We start from the raw sequence: 17,530 nt of genomic DNA on the forward strand, positions 1-17,530 counted from the left end.
GGGTGACGGCTGATGTTTGGAAACGCATTTGGTGTTAAAAAACGCCGCGGCGATGAAGCAGAGAAACCTTTCTGGATTTCCTATGCCGATTTGATGACTGCCATGATGGTGTTATTTCTGGTCGTTATGGTTGCGTCGCTGAGTTCCGTTACACAGCGTATTCAACGTGCGGAGCAAGGTGAAAAAACAAGGGGACAGGATATATCCAGATTGTGTGAGCGCCTGGAACTGCATGCCCGCAACGTGAACAAAACCATCGTGGTGGATTGCCACGATAACCGTATCAGCTTTGGCGAAGCCGGGCGTTTCGATCACAACCAATTTTTCCTGAACGCTGAGGGGCAAAAAGCGTTGCAGGATGTGGTTCCTCTTGTGCTGGAAGCGTCCAACAGTGAAGAAGGTAAAAAGTGGTTTAAGCAAATTGTCATTGAAGGGTTTACCGACACCGACGGTTCGTACTTATACAACCTACATCTCTCCCTGCAACGCTCTGAATGGGTAATGTGTAGTCTGCTCGATAGCCGCAGCCCTCTGCAAAAAAATATCTCCGCAGAACAGCAGCTCCAAATCCGTAAACTTTTCCTCGCGGGTGGCGTCTCCTTCAATAATGCTAAGGAAAGCAAGGAAGCCAGCCGCCGGGTCGAGTTGCGCATGCAGTTCTTCGGGCTTAAAGATAAACGTGATAAGGCCGATGAAGTGGATTTCCCCCCCGTCGTCAATAAAGAAGTTTGCCAGTTGGTAATGCCCCTATGACGCCTGCCCTGAATTCTCTTTCTCAACGCATTGCAGCGAGGCTCTCTTCCAGCCAACGGGATGACCATTATCTACATAATGATTTCCACGCGCTGGCCTCAGCTGCTCTCGACATGGAAAAGCGGTTTGATAAGGCAGAAAAAATCCCTTTACCGCCACAAAAAATGCGACTGGCAGCTCTTCGTCGCCTTCGCCTTGCAGAAGAACTCACGGAACGAGAGTGGCGGATGGTGTTTTATGGCCTCGCCGATAATGATCCGTCATATCCTGATCGGCCAATATTGCTGGAGGATGATGTATTTTTCCCTGAGGTAGACAATGCCATCAAAAAGCGGCTTGAATCTAAGGAGTTGAAACGCAAGGACTGGGCGGCACTCTGTTCAAGCTATTTTGCTTACCAGAACCCATCACCCGAGACAAACCCACACTGGTGCGTACTGCGTGGACATATCGCGCAGGGTTACCTGGTGGTGAAAGCAGCTATACGACGAGAAAAATCGTGGATGAAAACCATTGAGTTTTATCACGATATTTTTACCCCGCAGGCGGGAGGCGTGATCTCCAGACAGTTACTTGCGGGTGAGAGCAATTCACTCTCATCATTAGAAAAAATCGCACAAATCCCTGATAGCAGTTGGTTGTGGAAACGTATTTTCACGGTGCTTTTAGCGCAACTGGACACACTCGACGATCCGCAGTTTCTGGACAAAATTAGCTGGTTGTTAGGTCTGGCTGCGCAGTGGGTACGTTTCCGTGATGACATCATAACTGCGATCCTGACTCGCTATTACCATTCTATATATCGCGATCAGGCTCATTCAGCTTTGAAGCAGGCCGCGCTGGAATACTGGGATAATCCGCAACTGAAAAGCCAGCAGAATAAATGGCATCAGTATGTCTCTGAGCCGGTGGCTGCAATGGTCCGGGGCTGGCTGGCAAAACAAGATCTGATGCATTTCTTTGAATTGCTGCGCGGTAATGGCGATGTTGATCAGGCACGATTGTACTACTGGCTGCGTTTCGCCAACCAGATGGGATTTACTCGTATTGTCATGGGGACTGATGCGTGGCAAGACCGAGGTAGCGACTTTGTGAAATTTCGCGAGGAGAATAAGGGACGATTGAGTTACTTACTAGGTGGACGCAGCTTAGATAACGCCATGATTATGCAGATTAACGATTATCTGTTTGTTGAGTTTTCTGGGACAGGAAATGCGATGTATGCCTATCGGGTTGGCCAGGCACCGTTCAATCCTGAGTCAGGATCATTAGATATTAATATTCATTTAAAAGATAAATTCCGTAATGTTCTCCGACTTCCACATATCCCCCGAGCCGAAGGTTATAACAGGGTTCGACTCACAGGGTGGATGTTGAAATACGACGATGAGCTACGCAAGTTGGGCATTCGGTGGATGGCGGAAGAACCCGTCAAGTTTGTCGATAAAAAAGCGTCCTCTCCCGCCTCTATGTCCGACATTAAAATCATCAACCCGTTGCGTGATACGGCTATACAGCATCTGGTTGAAGGTAGTTCATGTATCGTCAGCGATAATCGACAAAAAGGTGGCGTACTGTCCGTACAACTCAATACTCCTGACGACACCATAGAAAGAGAGTTGTTACGACTAGGCTTTGCGCCCGTGGCTAAAGAACCGCATCGTTACTGGATCAAATAATGCTGAAACGTCTGTTAAGTAGACTGACGGGTAACCGCCAGCAGATAGAACACCACCTAATGAATCAGTATCAGGTTGAGGAAAACGGACTCAGCTTTCCGCTATCGCTGGTCGATGATTCGCAGCTTTGGGCGCTTGCATCCTGGCTTGAGCAACTGGCTGAAGAAGATTATCTGATATCACTGACAGACCGGTGGTTGTTGAGTTGGGACGCATTGTATCGCCTGCTGGAGGATGAGGAGCATGCCAGCAGCCTGCCTCTTATCGGTGTACCTGAGGTACTGCCTTTACGCGCAAGCCTGAGTTCACGTGGCGCATTAAGTGACCGTGATTTTCGCGTCTGGATTGCTGAATGGGTTACGCTTCCAGCCCGCAAGCCGATCCGTTTCAGTCGTACCGGTGCCATTTTAACCCATGAAAATAAGCAGCACCTGTTATCGCAGGAAAACTGGGCACTCTTACAGGCAACAGAACAACTCAGTGCGCAGCAAAATCAGTCCCCTGGCGAAACCACTAACCAGCTGGGATGGGCCGCTATTCGCAAATGTGCGAAACAAGCCGCTGCAAAATTTGATGATTATTTAGAAAAAACGCATGTCGTCAAACCAACTTCATTGTCTCTACGTCTGCGTAAAGCAACGGTTGCCGATACTGCGGTTATCGAAATAGAACCCCATTTCGAGGACCAGCCAGCTAACTGGCTGGGTAGTTTTGACAAGAATTCGCAGGTTCACGATAGCTACCGCATCCCTGGAGAGAATGGCGAGCTCAGCCACGTCATCATTCCTCCTGAAGTGAAAGAAGTCCTGAATTCAATACACTCGATCCCTGGCCGTCGAGTGGCCGGAAGTGAAGCACTTTCCTTTGTTCGCAATCCCTATACATTTTTGGGCGAAGATGCCGCCAGTGTTATTGCCCCCGAAGAACATGAACAGGCGTTGTTTGATGCCAGGATTTTCTTTCATCATTTCAGGTTGATACCGCAACTGAATGCTGAGAATAAGATCGCAGAAGTTACGCTGGTACTTGAACCTGTTTCACCTGTTCCCCAGCCAGAAATCACTTTTGTGTTCTCAGCGCCCTGGGAGCTTGAAAAATTCATACAGCAACTCGGTATCAGCGTCGCTGCACAGATGCCTGCCGGTTCATGGCAAGGTTACGAGCTGGAATTAAGTCAGTTCACTGAACAGCAGTGGCACGATTGCCAGGCACTGCTAACCCGCTGGCAGCAAGAAATTGAAGGGAAAGAATTTAGCGATGTGCTGGATATTGCGAAGTATGGCGATCGGGTGATTGGCATTGGTGAATTTGAAAAAATCTCCTCTCCCTGGCTAACCAAAGCGCAGAGTGAAAACTGGCTTCCTGATGACATCGATTTCTCCGCATTTTCAGTCGAAACACTGACTGGCTGGCAACCTGAAAATCTTCACCATTTCGATGAACTGCAGGAGAGAATTACTCAGGCAGAAGCTGTAGGTGAAACGCATATCACCGCACCATGGAATGACAGCCAATTACCGTTGGATGCTGCTAAAACCTTCAGTAAGAACTGGGAAAAACAGCAAAGCACTGCAAATGAATCTCAAGGCAACGTTGCAGATAAAACGGCCCGAGCCGTACTCAAAATTGAGCAGAACATTGAAGAAACGGCCTACATCAAACAGCGCCGCAATTCACTCCTCAATGCGCGTCATGCCGAGCCTGAAATTCCTCTAAGCCTTAAAGAGCATATCCGACTCAAAGACCATCAACGTGAAGGCGTGGCCTGGCTCCAGCAACTATTCCTTCGTTCACCTGAGGAAACCGCAGGTTGCCTTCTGGCGGATGATATGGGGCTTGGAAAAACACTGCAAATTCTGAGCTTCCTGGTATGGTTCATTGAAAAATTCCCGCAAGAACCGCCAAGTCTCATTGTTGCTCCTGTCTCTCTTTTAGATAACTGGGAACGTGAACTGGACAATTTCTTCTATACCGCAGGAATACCGGTATTGAAATTGTATGGCGAGACCATTAAAGCGGTGAAATATCCCAAACAGGCTATCCCTGCCCATCTGCAATCTCAGGGGATCAAAAACCTGCTTAAACCTGGCTGGCAAGGTGAGGCGAAAATCATCCTGACGACCTACGAAACGCTTCGCGACCAGGAGTTTTCTCTGGCACGCCAGCCGTGGTCCATTATGGTGTGCGACGAGGCACAAAAAATAAAAAACCCAGCTGCGTTAATCACACATGCGGCCAACGCGGTACAAGCCAGGTTTAAAGTGGCATGCACAGGAACGCCAGTCGAAAACACACTTGTCGACCTGTGGAGCTTATTTGATTTTGCCCAGCCAGGATTGTTAGGGGCACTAAATGAATTTGGTAAACACTATGTTCGCCCCATCGAGAACGAAGATAGCCGCGATACGGAACGGCTGGAAAGCCTGCGGGCGCTGATAGAGCCTCAGACTTTACGCCGAACCAAAGAAGAGGTTGCACGTGATTTACCTCAGAAAATTGAAGTGGAAAGCTGCAAGCAATTGACGTTGTCTGGCGTGCAAAAACAGCTCTACCTTTCGTCTGTTGCAAATTGGCAACAACAGCAAGCACTGAGTGAAGGGATGCAGCAGGCCGGAACCGGTATGTTAGGTTTGTTACACCGACTGAAACTCATCTGCGCACACCCTGCGGTAGTTAATCCAGAGCCACGTTTTCGTGATAACTCACCCAAGCTTAACTGGCTGCTGAAAATACTCGCAGAAATAAAACATACCACGAAAGATAAGGTCATTATTTTTACGGAGCTTCGAGATTTACAGCGCGAGCTTCAACATGCGATCCACCAAAAGTTTGGTTTCCGTCCTGTCATTATCAATGGTGATACCAGCACCAAAAGTCATAGCCAAAACAGCCGCCAACGCCTGATCGATGATTTTCAGGCTCAGCCTGGGTTTGGAGTGATTATTCTCTCTACGGTTGCTGTCGGGTTCGGCGTTAACGTCCAGAAAGCCAATCATGTTATTCATTTCACTCGCTGCTGGAATCCAGCCAAAGAAGATCAGGCTACGGACCGGGCGTACCGAATTGGGCAAACTAAAGACGTATATGTTTATTACCCGACGGTGAGGGACTCTGAAATCACCACATTTGAAGAAACACTGGATGACCTTCTGCAGCGTCGACGTGCATTGGCCAAGGATATGCTATGTGCAACTCCTGATTTGAGTAGTGTTGATTTTGAGGTCATATTGAAAGGTGCTTAGTTGTTTAATTTGCCACTAGGATTTTCAACTAAGTAATCAATATTATTTTATCACTAGTGGCAATAGGTTGGTGCCAATAGCGGCTATCCAAGAATATGGCGCTTACAATCTGCGTATTCCTGCTGATACAGAGCGCTCTCTGTAGCAACAGTGGCTCACCCGCTTCCTGTCCATCTCTGTTCGTGGCCGATGAATCAGTTGCCAGTCAGTGAAGTGGTTTACTGAATTTGGCCACCTGAACAGAGGTGATATGCTCACCTCAGAACAACACAGGTGATCCAATGAAAAAAAGAAATTTCAGCGCAGAGTTTAAACGCGAATCCGCTCAACTGGTTGTTGACCAGAACTACACAGTGGCAGATGCCGCCAAAGCTATGAATGTCGGCCTTTCCACAATGACAAGATGGGTCAAACAACTGCGTGATGAGCGTCAGGGCAACACACCAAAAGCCTCTCCGATGACACCAGAACAAATCGAAATACGTGAGCTGAGGAAAAAGATACAACGCATTGAAATGGAGAATGAAATATTAAAAAAGGCTACCGCGCTCTTGATGTCAGACTCCCTGAACAGTTCTCGATAATCGGGAAACTCAGAGCGCATTATCCGGTGGTCACACTCTGCCATGTGTTCGGGGTTCATCGCAGCAGCTACAGATACTGGAAAAAGCGGCCTGAAAAACCCGACGGCAGACGGGCTGTATTACGCAGTCAGGTACTTGAGCTACATGGCATCAGCCACGGTTCGGCCGGAGCAAGAAGCATCGCCACAATGGCAACCCGGAGAGGCTACCAGATGGGACGCTGGCTTGCTGGCAGGCTCATGAAAGAGCTGGGGCTGGTCAGCTGTCAGCAGCCGACTCACCGGTATAAACGTGGTGGTCATGAACATGTTGCTATCCCTAACTACCTTGAACGGCAGTTCGCCGTGACCGAGCCAAATCAGGTGTGGTGCGGTGATGTGACCTATATCTGGACGGGTAAGCGCTGGGCGTACCTCGCCGTTGTTCTCGACCTGTTCGCAAGAAAACCAGTGGGCTGGGCCATGTCGTTCTCGCCGGACAGCAGGCTCACCATGAAAGCGCTGGAAATGGCATGGGAAACTCGTGGTAAGCCCGGCGGGGTGATGTTCCACAGCGATCAGGGCAGTCATTATACGAGCAGGCAGTTTCGGCAGTTTCGGCAGTTACTGTGGCGATACCAGATCAGGCAGAGTATGAGCCGGCGCGGAAACTGCTGGGATAACAGCCCAATGGAACGCTTCTTCAGGAGTCTGAAGAACGAATGGGTACCGGTGGTGGGGTACGTAAGCTTCAGCGAGGCAGCTCACGCCATAACGGACTATATCGTTGGATATTACAGCGCACTAAGACCGCATGAATATAACGGTGGGTTACCCCCAAACGAATCGGAAAATCGATACGGGAAAAACTCTAACGCGGTGGCCAGTTTTTGTTGACCACTACACAACTGGTTTAGTGCGACACGGGAAGCGCGATATGAACGATACGATACATCAATGGTTTACTCTGGTGATAACCTGAAAGGTGAGATTGAGGCTATTTATAATAGTCTTGAGAGGCGTCAGGTTTAGAACAGGCATTTTGATTAGCCATTTTATCGGTGTTTTTCCCTGGATAAGATGGCTGAATGGAATGATCACGTCCCGGTATAACGATGAGGCATTTTCAGAAGGAATTATTGTGGCGACTAAGATGTGGATGATCCGCGGTGATGGCGGAAAATTGTACGACGACTTCAGAGACAAACAGGTTGTTGCAATTGGCTGGTCGCAGCTCGCTCCCTATGTGAAACCTGGATTCTCAAGAGAGCAGTTGTTTATCCGGTATCAGGAGCTTGAGCCACAGACTAAGCCAGGCACAGTTCGCTCTGGTGCTTCTCAGGTTTGGCGCTTTGTGAATGAAATGCAGAAAGGCGATTGGGCTATCACTTATTCACCTTCTAATCGGACCTATTTAATAGGGAAAATTGCCTCAGATTTTGAGTTTCATGCCGAGTGGCTTGAAGATGGCATGGGCATCGCCCGTAAAGTGAAGTGGAATACGGAAGAGATTAAGCGCGATAGTCTGAGTGATGCAACCAGAAACACCCTTGGCTCAACGCTGACAGTTTTTCAGGTGCCTGATTTTGCCGTGAATGAATTAGTGCAGGGCAAAAAGCCTGTCTCAGATGTCGTGCCGGAAGTACCTGTTTCAGGTGAAGAGGATGAGGTCGTTTCTAATCCTCTGCGCGACATGGAAATGATTGCTTTTGAAGGCATCAAGGATCGTATCAACCGTCTCGACTGGGATGAGATGCAGAATCTGGTCGCTGGCGTATTACGTAGCATGGGATATAAAACTCAGGTATCGCCTGCGGGTGCTGACCGTGGGAAAGATATCATTGCTTCCCCTGACGGGTTTGGGTTTGAAAATCCGCGCATTATTGTTGAGGTGAAGCACCGGCGGGAACAGATGAGCAGCCAGCAAATCCGTAGCTTTATCGGTGGCCGCCATAAAGACGATCGCGGGCTGTATGTTAGTACCGGCGGATTCAGCAAGGATGCGCGTTATGAGGCCGATCGTTCTACAATCCCGTTGACGCTATGGACGCTGGATGATTTGGTACGCGCGTTAGTGGAAAACTATGAGCAAGTGGATATAGAGACTAAGCTGTTGGTTCCACTTAAGAAAACTTATTTGCCAGCCTAAGTTTTCGACGCCTGTTTTTGTATAGACAGGCGTTGCTGTAACTACAGCAGGAGCCTGGTGATTCACGACCCCAAGCGCGGTCAGTAGTTCCACCATCCGCTCTCCGCCCCGAACCCGCGAACAGCCATGACCTCCGGCCCTGCGCTACCGGGCGCATCATCTGCTCACACCGGTTGTTGTCCACCGGCACCCGGTGACACACTGGACAAATATAGCTGGCATTTTCTGGTGACCAATAGTCTCTGGAACCATGATGAGGAACTTGTACGACGCTTATTGATTTCTTGCGTCTGGTGCCAAAATGGTCAAGCATATCGCAAGCAACATCCCTGGTCAGATTAATATCACTGGTAAGAAGAGTAGCGTGTTGGCTCATCAAATCAATAATAGAGTTTATTCTTCGTCCAACATACATAACGAAATATTATTTTTGCTTTAGCAGTGTGACCGAAATGCTATTTGATAATAGACTTTAGTTTTTCATAGACTTCTAAAAATTGCCGAGGGGAAACAAGGCCGGGAGCTGCGACAGCAAATATAAAATTAGCCCAATACAACCGCCAACCAGCGTACCGTTAACACGGATAAACTGTAGATCTTTGCCGATATTTAACTCGATTTGCCGCGACATATCCCGCGCATCCCAGCTTTTTACCGTATCGCTGATGTGGCGCGTCAGGAATGCGGAAAACTCAGGCGCGACACGGTGCGCGGCTTGTTCCAGATGACCATTTAACGACGCCCGCAAGGCATCATCGGCAATTAACGTTTCGCCAAACCATTGCCCCGCCCGCGCGATACGTTCTTTCACACGAGAATCTTCGCTGTTGATATCCGCTTTCAGCCATTCCCGTAAATCCCCCCACAATTCACTTAGATAGCGGTTAAAAGCTTCATCTTCTTTCAGATAGCTTTTTACGGCATCGGCTCGCGCTGCCATTTCCGGATCGTTTTTCAGCTTGTCGATCAGGGCGAAGGTGGCGCGATCAAACGCATGGCGGATCTGATGCGCACGATCGCGACTAATATCATCAAGCAAAGAATTCACCGCGTCAGAAACTAACTCCGCGCTATGTTCGCCCAGCCATTCAGTGGGCAAAATTTTGGCTTTTAGCGGATGCTCGCTCTCCAGCCAGCGAACAATTTGCTGGGCGATAAACTTGCGCGATTTATCGCGCTGAAGCAGGGCGATCAACTGTGCGATCAGCGTATCCAGCAGCACCTGATGGCGATCGTTTTTGGTCATACTCTCCAGCATCAACGCACTGGTGCCGGAGAGATCGACCTTATCAATCGCCCGATGGACTGCGCGCTTAAGCAGGCGCTGAATGCGCGCATCATCGGTCAGTTCAAGAAAACCGCTCATGATCTGCAACAGATGCTGACCAACGCGGCGGGCGTTTTCCGGCTGACTAAACCAGTTACCGATCAATAACGCTGGTTCATGACGCCGAATCAATGCCACCAGCGACTGGGTATCGAGAAATTTTTCCTGCACGAACTGGCCGAGATTTTCACCAATCCTGTCTTTATTACGCGGGATAATCGCCGTATGACGAGAAATAATCGGAATCGGCACGCGGCGAAATAGCGCCACCACCGCAAACCAGTCAGCCAGCGCGCCGACCATCGCCGCTTCAGCAATCGCCTTCACGCCGCTCACCCAAAAATTGGGCGGCAAAAACAGCGTAACGACAAAGGTAGCAGCGGCGATAAGCAGTAAAGAGAGCGCCAACCTTTTGGCGCGTCTGAGTTCGATGAGTTTATTCATAACGTTAAGAATAGAGCCTGACGGCAGGATCGCGCAAAAATCACCGCTCCTCCACCAGCTCGGCAGCCTGATGTTGGCGCACACGATTGAGCAATCCCGCCAGGGTGAAAACGACGATAACGCCCGCCACAACGGCTAACAGATGAAACGGCAAGCGACCGCCGTTGAACCACAGCCAGCGGCCGATTTCGACCGAGACAGACATCACTGTCAGAACCACGATATTCAGCGATGCCGACACGGTGCCCTTCGGCAGGTTGTTCGAAAAGAGCGTAAAGCGGTATAGCGACGGGAAAATCAAACCAATACCAAAAGCGTACAGGCTGGTGCCGAGCACCGACCACAGCCAGACGTGTGGCGACAGCAAATTGCCGACAATCAACAGTGCGAGGCCGGCCAGTTGAATGGGCACTGCACGCCAGATAAACCGCGGTTCGGTCGGATCTTTAACAAAACGCGCCACGATGGCATTTGCGACAATCACCGCGCCGAATACCGGTACCTGTGTCCAGGCGAACTGCGTAGTTGTTAAGCCGCCCGAATCGATCAGGATCACCGGCGAGACAGCCACCCAGCTCATCATTGGGATATAGCTGAGGGCGATGGTTGCCGCGCCAAAGAGGAACAGCCGGTTGCAAAAAACGTTACGAAAATCACGCAGTACGCTAATTGCGCTGAACGGAACCGCGCCGCGCTTCACCGTCTCTGGCATCGCCAGCAGCAAGCCGACAAATGAGATAAAACCCATAACCGCAATGATGGCAAAAAGGACTTTCCAGTGCATAAAGTGCATAAGAGCTGCGCCGGAAAGCGGGCCGATAATTGGCGCAATCAGTACGATGGAGGTGATAATCGCCATCAACTTGATCCCTTTTGTCTGCCCGAACGCCTCCTGCACCGTGACATAACCAACGGTGGCAATAAAACAGATACTGGTGCCCTGAATTGCACGCGCGATAAGAAACTGTGTCATAGACGTTGTGAACATTGTCGCGGCGCAGGCAAGGGTAAAAATAAGCGCCCCGGTAATCAGCACTGGCCTGCGGCCAATTCTGTCGGAAAGTGGCCCCAATAGCCACTGTAACGCCATACCGCCAGCGAGATAGAGACTGACGGCAGCAGGGGCCAGACTGACATCGGCATTAAAATCACGTACCACATTAATAATCCCTGGCTGGATTAGATCCGTCGACAGGTACGCGGCAAAGTCATACAAAATTAACGCCATCGGGAAAAACAGCGTGGCGGCATGGCGGGCAAAAAAACGTGGCATAACAAACAACTCCTTGTCCGGAGAACCCCAACGGGGAAAACGAAATTCAATACCGTCGGTAATGACGAAAGGCAGGTGAGAAGGGCAACGAGACTGCAAATGTACTGAATTTCATGTAATCAACCACACTGCCTGTGAACACACAGACAGAGAAATACTTTCTGACTTCGGGTCAGAATGTATAACGATTACAAATAGTCATCAGCACATTACACCTCTTGAATTGATGGGTTGCATAGAAAATATACACCTTAAGTGTAATTAAAATTTGCGGTTAATCAAAAGAGCGCGGTGGAAAGGGGAATATCTGCCGGGTACAGGACATGTAAAAACACGAGCCTGTTTCCGGAAAAATGTATCGTTTGCAGAAGAATAAAAATAGCGCTGGAAAGCGCCTCGGGGAATGGGAAATTGCCGGGTGAGAGTGGTTTTGTTAGTCGCTAAAGTCAGGCCATCTTATCTACAGGTGACAGATCGCCATGACAAACTTCACGACCAGCACGCCGCATGATGCATTATTTAAAACCTTTCTCACGCACCCTGACACTGCGCGGGATTTTATGGAGATTCACTTACCTAAAGATTAACGTGAACTATGCGATCTCGATAGCTTAAAACTGGAATCCGCCAGCTTTGTCGATGAAAAATTACGGGCGCTACATTCCGATATTCTGTGGTCGGTAAAGACCCGTAAAGGAGATGGCTATATCTATGTGGTGATTGAACATCAGAGCCGTGAGGATATTCACATGGCTTTTCGGCTGATGCGCTATTCCATGGCGGTGATGCAGCGCCATATAGAGCATGATAAACGCCGACCGCTACCGCTGGTCATTCCGATGCTGTTTTATCACGGTAGCCGTAGTCCTTATCCCTGGTCTTTGTGCTGGCTGGACGAATTTGCCGACCCGACTACCGCACGGAAGCTTTATACCGCCGCGTTCCCGCTGGTGGATGTCACTGTCGTGCCGGACGATGAGATTGTGCAGCATCGCAGAGTCGCCCTGTTGGAGTTGATCCAAAAGCATATTCGCCAGCGCGATCTGATGGGGCTTATTGATCAACTGGCAGTATTACTGGTTACAGGGTGCGCTAATGACAGCCAGATAACTGCGCTGTTAAATTACATTTTACTGACTGGCGATGAAGCGCGTTTTAATGAGTTTATCAGTGAACTTACCCGTCGAATGCCACAACACAGGGAGCGAATAATGACGATTGCAGAGCGAATTCATAATGATGGATATATAAAAGGGGAGCAGCGCATTCTTCGATTGTTGTTGCAGAATGGGGCGGATCCTGAATGGATACAAAAGATTACCGGACTTTCGGCAGAGCAAATGCAGGCATTAAGGCAGCCCTTGCCTGAGCGTGAGCGCTATTCATGGCTCAAGAGCTAATCAGAGACGGATGACAAACGCAAAGCAGCCTGATGCGCTATGCTTATCAGGTCTACATAACCCATTAAATATATTGAACTTTAAAGATTTTTGTAGACCTGGTAAGGCGTTCACATGGCATCCGGCATGAACAAAGCGTACTTTGCTTAATTCAGGCTGGAACGTGACGATGACCCTGCAAAGATAAAACGAGTCACAGGTTATTCATGAGAGGAAATCAGGCGCTTCGCCACTATTTCGAATTCATTCCATTGCCCGATACACGGCCCCGCCAATTTGCTTCAGTGCTTCGCGATAGGTTTCGCTGAGCGGTAAAGCGCAGTTGATGCGCAGACAATTACGGTATTTGCCGGAAGCCGAGAAAATCGAGCCTGCCGCTACCTGGATTTTCATGCGGTACAGCTGTCGCGCGACGCAGACCATATCGACCTTTTCAGGCAATTCTATCCACAGTAAAAATCCGCCTTTCGGGCGCGTAATACAGATTTCGCAGGGAAAATATTCCCGTATCCAGCAGGTATAAAGCGCCAAATTGCGCTGATAATTCTGCCGCATCCGCCGGATATGGCGATGATAATGACCTTCCAGCACAAACGTTGCCGCCGCCATTTGCGTGGACGGCACATTAAAGCTGCTGATGGCGTATTTCATATGCATCAGTTTATCGTGATAACGCCCCGGTGCGACCCAGCCCACGCGCAGGCCTGGTGCAATACTTTTACTGAACGAGCTGCACAACAGCACTCGCCCGTCGATATCCCAGGAATGAATGGTCCGCGGGCGCGGATACTCCGTTGCCAGTTCGCCATAGACATCATCTTCAAAAATCATAATATCATGACGCTGAGCGAGAGAGAGAACGGCCCGTTTGCGCGCGTCCGGCATAATAAATCCCAGCGGATTATTACAGTTTGGCACCAGAATGATGCCTTTAATCGGCCACTGTTCCAGCGCCAGTTCCAGCGCTTCAACGCTGATGCCAGTTTCTGGATCGGTTGGGATTTCAATCACTTTCACGCCCATGCCGCGCAGCATCTGCATCGAACCGTAATAACAGGGGGATTCGACCGCGACAATATCGCCCGGTTTACACACCGCCATTAACGCCAGCGACATCGAGTTATGGCAGCCGCTGGTGATAATGATGTCATCGGCGGTGACTACCGAGCCGCTGTCGAGCATCAGGCGGGCAATCTGCTCGCGCAATACCCGCTGGCCGGCTAACAAGTCATAACCGAGAACGGTTTGCAGATTATGCTGCACCACCCGGCTTAGCTCCCGCCAGAGCGGTTTCAGGCTGGGCGCTTCGACATCCGGCGTGCTTTTGCTTAACGGAACAATGGAACTGTCGCTATGCGCTTCCAGCATATCCAGCACCTGATCCCACTGGGTAATTTCCACCGGGCGCTGCACCGGACGCGTCATCGGCGGCACTGGCGGCTGGGCTTTGCGTTGTGCGACAAAATAACCCGAACGCGGCTGCGGAGTGATGAGCTTCATTGTCTCCAGCGTCTGATATGCCTGCTGCACGGTGCTGATGCTGACGCCGTGCTCCTGACTCAAACTGCGCACCGACGGCAATTTCTCCCCGTGACGATACAGCCCTTGCTCAATCCGCCCGGCAAGCAGAGTCGCCAGATGTTGATAACGCGTCATGCTGTATTCCTTATGTGGACCATACAGAGAGAAAAACCGGTACAGATGAGGCTAAAAAACCGGATGCAGATGCTGTTTTAACCTGTCTGTATGTTAAATAAAAGTAATATTTGCATCTGTATTGTGAACTGCCAGAAAACGGATGATGAAGCCTCTGAAAGATGAGGAGGCAGTAGATGGAATTTCACGAAAACAGAGCTAAAGCGCCGTTTATCGGCCTGGTGCAACTCTGGCAGGCGGTGAGGCGTTGGCGGCGGCAAATGCAGACCCGACGCGTGTTACAGCAGATGAGTGATGAGCGGTTGAGGGATATCGGGTTACGCAGGGAGGATGTGGAGTGAGGGGGCAGTTCGTCGCGGATAAACAGGATTTCTCTATAACCTCCACAAGGAAGTGGTTATTATTGCGAAATCATCGCTTCACGGAAAGACGTCAGAATGAAAGCTACAGAAGCCCGCCTACTCGATTTTTTAAAACGTTCGCAGCAGTTTGTTATTCCCATTTATCAACGGACTTATTCATGGACCGGGCAACAATGTCGGCAACTTTGGGACGACATCATTCGTGCCGGAAAGCGTGACGATATATCAGCGCATTTTATCGGTTCGGTTGTTTATATTGAGCAGGGGTTGTATCAGGTTTCTGGTATTTCTCCGTTGCTGGTCATTGATGGTCAACAGCGGCTGACGACCGCAATGTTGCTGATTGAAGCTTTATCGCGCCATCTTGGTGAAGACGAAGTGTTTGATGGCTTTTCAGCAATGAAATTGCGTAATTATTATTTACTCAATCCTTATGAGTCCGGCGAGAAAGGATTTAAATTACTGCTGACCGAGACTGATAAAGACAGTTTGCTGGCGTTAATAAAACAAAGACCAATGCCAGAAAACTATTCCCATCGAATAATGGAAAACTTTACTTTCTTTGATGAACAAATTGCCAAACTCGGGGATGACTTGATTCCCTTATGTCGTGGGTTAGCAAAGTTATTAATTGTCGATGTGGCGCTTAATCGTGGTCAGGATAATCCGCAACTGATTTTTGAAAGTATGAACTCCACCGGTAAGGCGTTAAGTCAGGCCGATCTGGTGCGCAATTTTATTCTGATGGGCCTCGAACCAGAGCATCAAACCCGGTTGTATGAAGATCACTGGCGACCCATGGAAGTCGCCTTTGGTCAGCAAGGTTACAGCGAATATTTTGACAGTTTTATGCGTCATTATCTGACGGTAAAAACGGGGGAGATCCCTCGGACAGATGAAGTCTATGAGGCATTTAAACTCCATGCCCGCAGCCAGCGTGTTGCTGAAAAAGGCGTAGATCGGCTGGTTGAAGATATTCATATCTACGCGGAGTATTACTGTGCAATGGCATTGGGAAAAGAAAGTGACAAATCGCTTGCTACGGCTTTTCAGGATTTGCGCGAGTTAAAGGTTGATGTGGCGTATCCTTTCTTACTGGCGCTTTATCATGACTATAAAAATGACGATTTGTCTCACGAAGATTTCCTGAGCATAATTCGTTTAATTGAATCTTATGTTTTCCGCCGTGCAGTGTGTACGATTCCGACAAATTCTCTTAACAAGACGTTTGCTACTTTTTATAAGGTCATTAATAAAGAAAAATATCTGGAAAGTATTCAGGTACATTTTACGAACCTGCCTTCATATCGTCGTTTCCCCAACGATGATGAATTTAAACGGGAATTAAAAGTTCGCGATCTCTATAACTTCCGCAGCCGCAGTTACTGGTTACGACGACTGGAAAACGATAAACGCAGAGAGCGCGTGGAAGAGTTTACGATTGAGCACATTATGCCGCAGAACGAAAATTTGTCGGCTAAATGGCGTGAAGAGCTGGGAAGTGACTGGCAACGCATTCATAAAGAACTGTTGCATACGTTGGGGAATCTCACATTAACGCGCTATAACTCCCGCTACAGTGACAGACCTTTCGCGGAAAAACGCGATATTGAAGATGGCTTTAAACATAGCCCGCTCTATTTGAATATCGGTCTTGGACAGTGCGAAAAATGGGATGAAGCCGCTATTCACGCCCGAGCCGATCGTCTGGCCGATCTCGCGGTTCAGGTCTGGCAAGCGCCTTCTCTTCCTGAAGAGGTTTTAGCTGTTTATCGGGGGCAACCGGAGAACAAAACCAGTTACAGCCTGAGTGATTATCCTTTTCTTGCTGATGGTTCGCATAGCCGGGTGTTATTCGATCATCTTAGCGATGAAGTTATGCGCCTGGACGCAGGGATCACGCAGGAAGTATTGAAGCTCTATATTGCGTTTAAAGCGGAAACGAATTTTGTTGATGTTGTGCCGCAAAAAAGCCGACTGCGATTGTCGCTTAATATGCAGTTTCATGAACTGGTCGATCCGAAAGGTATTGCCAAAGATGTGACAAATGTTGGGCGATGGGGCAATGGCGATGTGGAAATTGGTTTCAGTGACCTCGCACAACTTCCTTACATTATGGGATTAATTCGTCAGGCATTTGAAAAACAGATGGAGAGCGCCTTGGTATAACGCGGCGAAAAATGCCCGGTAGTACTGGCGCTACCGGGTCAATGTATCAGGTGACTTTCTGTTTACCCGCAATTACCCCAATAAACTCCTGCACCTGCTTTTGTTTACGCGCCGACAGTTTGCACACCTGGCGCAGCGACTGCATCAGTTCGCTCTCGGCGGCGGCGGGTGGTTGGGCGGTGAGGACAATACAGCCTTCCATCACTTTGACATCTACCGCCGTGCCGGTGGCAAAACCGGCGGCTTCCAGCCACTGACCTTTCAGGGTGATGGCGGGAATACGGCTGTAATCCGGGTAGCGACTCGCATAACTCACGGTTAATTGACGGTTATTTGCCGGGGAGACTTCTGCTTCGAACGGTTGTGCAATAGAATGCGTGTCAGTCATAACTGCTATTCCTTGAAAATAGTGATTGTGATGAGCGGTGCTGGTGTGTTGGCGCACATCCGCACCGCGCTAAATACCTGGATATATCATCAGTAAATATGGGGAAAGTCCAGCTAAAAATTAATA

At 49.2% G+C, this 17,530-nt stretch carries 11 protein-coding genes and 4 pseudogenes; 10 read left to right on the forward strand and 5 right to left on the reverse strand.

What is annotated here, in order from left to right; genetic code table 11:
* Positions 1-12 precede the first annotated feature (12 nt).
* The 6 genes and pseudogenes from zorB1 to K0335_RS05155 all read left to right on the forward strand — a co-directional run bounded on the left by zorB1 (position 13) and on the right by K0335_RS05155 (position 8,385).
* Positions 13-753: a type I Zorya anti-phage system protein ZorB1 gene (gene zorB1 / locus K0335_RS05135; RefSeq protein ID WP_000467665.1), complete on the forward strand. Its 741-nt coding sequence runs from the start codon at positions 13-15 to the stop codon at positions 751-753.
* Positions 750-2,432, forward strand: coding sequence for a type I Zorya anti-phage system protein ZorC (gene zorC, locus K0335_RS05140; RefSeq protein WP_000186584.1), 1,683 nt, complete (start codon positions 750-752; stop codon positions 2,430-2,432). The genes zorB1 and zorC overlap by 4 nt, the downstream gene beginning before the upstream one ends.
* Positions 2,432-5,674: a type I Zorya anti-phage system protein ZorD gene (zorD, locus tag K0335_RS05145; RefSeq protein WP_000919799.1), complete on the forward strand. Its 3,243-nt coding sequence runs from the start codon at positions 2,432-2,434 to the stop codon at positions 5,672-5,674. Before zorC ends, zorD begins: the two co-directional genes overlap by 1 nt.
* A 281-nt stretch (positions 5,675-5,955) precedes the next feature.
* A protein-coding gene (locus K0335_RS05150; protein ID WP_104920079.1) for an IS3 family transposase occupies positions 5,956-7,133 on the forward strand; the annotation gives its coding sequence in 2 pieces (ribosomal slippage) (positions 5,956-6,205 and positions 6,205-7,133; 1,179 coding nt in all).
* Positions 7,134-7,142: 9 nt separating this feature from the next.
* Positions 7,143-7,268, forward strand: a pseudogene (locus tag K0335_RS22685) (hypothetical protein); the annotation flags it as partial.
* Between the two features lie 127 nt (positions 7,269-7,395).
* Entirely contained in the window at positions 7,396-8,385 is a 990-nt protein-coding gene (locus K0335_RS05155; RefSeq protein WP_104920099.1) for a restriction endonuclease, read from the forward strand.
* A gap of 72 nt (positions 8,386-8,457) precedes the next feature.
* Here the strand turns inward: K0335_RS05155 and K0335_RS05160 are convergent.
* The 3 genes and pseudogenes from K0335_RS05160 to mdtM form a co-directional block, all read right to left on the reverse strand.
* Positions 8,458-8,578 (reverse strand): annotated as a pseudogene (locus K0335_RS05160) (transposase); the annotation flags it as partial.
* 297 nt (positions 8,579-8,875) lie between these two features.
* Positions 8,876-10,156 (reverse strand): DUF445 domain-containing protein, encoded by a 1,281-nt coding sequence (locus K0335_RS05165; protein WP_001037416.1) that lies wholly within the window; start codon positions 10,154-10,156, stop codon positions 8,876-8,878.
* Positions 10,157-10,196: 40 nt separating this feature from the next.
* Complete coding sequence (gene mdtM / locus K0335_RS05170) at positions 10,197-11,429, reverse strand: multidrug efflux MFS transporter MdtM (RefSeq protein WP_104920081.1); 1,233 nt, start codon at positions 11,427-11,429, stop codon at positions 10,197-10,199.
* A 479-nt stretch (positions 11,430-11,908) separates the two neighbouring features.
* On the opposite strand from mdtM, the pseudogene K0335_RS05175 reads away from it, so the two are divergent.
* Positions 11,909-12,829 (forward strand): annotated as a pseudogene (locus K0335_RS05175) (Rpn family recombination-promoting nuclease/putative transposase).
* 243 nt (positions 12,830-13,072) lie between these two features.
* On the opposite strand, the gene K0335_RS05180 reads toward K0335_RS05175, so the two are convergent.
* Positions 13,073-14,485 (reverse strand): PLP-dependent aminotransferase family protein, encoded by a 1,413-nt coding sequence (locus tag K0335_RS05180; RefSeq protein ID WP_219393753.1) that lies wholly within the window; start codon positions 14,483-14,485, stop codon positions 13,073-13,075.
* Positions 14,486-14,661: 176 nt separating this feature from the next.
* Here K0335_RS05180 and K0335_RS05185 point away from each other — a divergent pair, with 176 nt between their 5' ends.
* The 3 genes and pseudogenes from K0335_RS05185 (at position 14,662) to K0335_RS22430 (ending at position 17,016) form a co-directional block, all read left to right on the forward strand.
* Entirely contained in the window at positions 14,662-14,826 is a 165-nt protein-coding gene (locus K0335_RS05185; RefSeq protein ID WP_000394281.1) for a DUF1127 domain-containing protein, read from the forward strand.
* A 96-nt stretch (positions 14,827-14,922) separates the two neighbouring features.
* Positions 14,923-15,805, forward strand: a pseudogene (locus K0335_RS22425) (DUF262 domain-containing protein).
* A 47-nt stretch (positions 15,806-15,852) separates the two neighbouring features.
* On the forward strand, positions 15,853-17,016 hold the full coding sequence (locus K0335_RS22430) for a DUF1524 domain-containing protein (protein ID WP_231825785.1): 1,164 nt from the start codon (positions 15,853-15,855) through the stop codon (positions 17,014-17,016).
* A 46-nt stretch (positions 17,017-17,062) separates the two neighbouring features.
* On the opposite strand, the gene symE is transcribed toward K0335_RS22430, so the two are convergent.
* The gene (gene symE / locus K0335_RS05195) at positions 17,063-17,404 is read right to left on the reverse strand and encodes an endoribonuclease SymE (protein ID WP_104920084.1); all 342 of its coding nucleotides are present in this window, start codon (positions 17,402-17,404) and stop codon (positions 17,063-17,065) included.
* Between the last annotated feature and the right edge of the window lie 126 nt (positions 17,405-17,530).

Source organism: Escherichia sp. GZ89 (assembly GCF_019366485.1).
GTDB classification, from domain to species: Bacteria; Pseudomonadota; Gammaproteobacteria; order Enterobacterales; family Enterobacteriaceae; genus Escherichia; species Escherichia fergusonii.

Bases quoted from the DNA above. Each gene is read 5' to 3' on its own strand.
- zorB1 (WP_000467665.1), top strand. From the start codon at position 13: ATGTTTGGAAACGCATTTGGTGTTAAAAAACGCCGCGGCGATGAAGCA.
- zorC (WP_000186584.1), top strand. From the start codon at position 750: ATGACGCCTGCCCTGAATTCTCTTTCTCAACGCATTGCAGCGAGGCTC.
- zorD (WP_000919799.1), top strand. From the start codon at position 2,432: ATGCTGAAACGTCTGTTAAGTAGACTGACGGGTAACCGCCAGCAGATA.
- K0335_RS05155 (WP_104920099.1), top strand. From the start codon at position 7,396: ATGATCCGCGGTGATGGCGGAAAATTGTACGACGACTTCAGAGACAAA.
- K0335_RS05165 (WP_001037416.1), bottom strand. From the start codon at position 10,156: ATGAATAAACTCATCGAACTCAGACGCGCCAAAAGGTTGGCGCTCTCT.
- mdtM (WP_104920081.1), bottom strand. From the start codon at position 11,429: ATGCCACGTTTTTTTGCCCGCCATGCCGCCACGCTGTTTTTCCCGATG.
- K0335_RS05180 (WP_219393753.1), bottom strand. From the start codon at position 14,485: ATGACGCGTTATCAACATCTGGCGACTCTGCTTGCCGGGCGGATTGAG.
- K0335_RS05185 (WP_000394281.1), top strand. From the start codon at position 14,662: ATGGAATTTCACGAAAACAGAGCTAAAGCGCCGTTTATCGGCCTGGTG.
- K0335_RS22430 (WP_231825785.1), top strand. From the start codon at position 15,853: ATGGCATTGGGAAAAGAAAGTGACAAATCGCTTGCTACGGCTTTTCAG.
- symE (WP_104920084.1), bottom strand. From the start codon at position 17,404: ATGACTGACACGCATTCTATTGCACAACCGTTCGAAGCAGAAGTCTCC.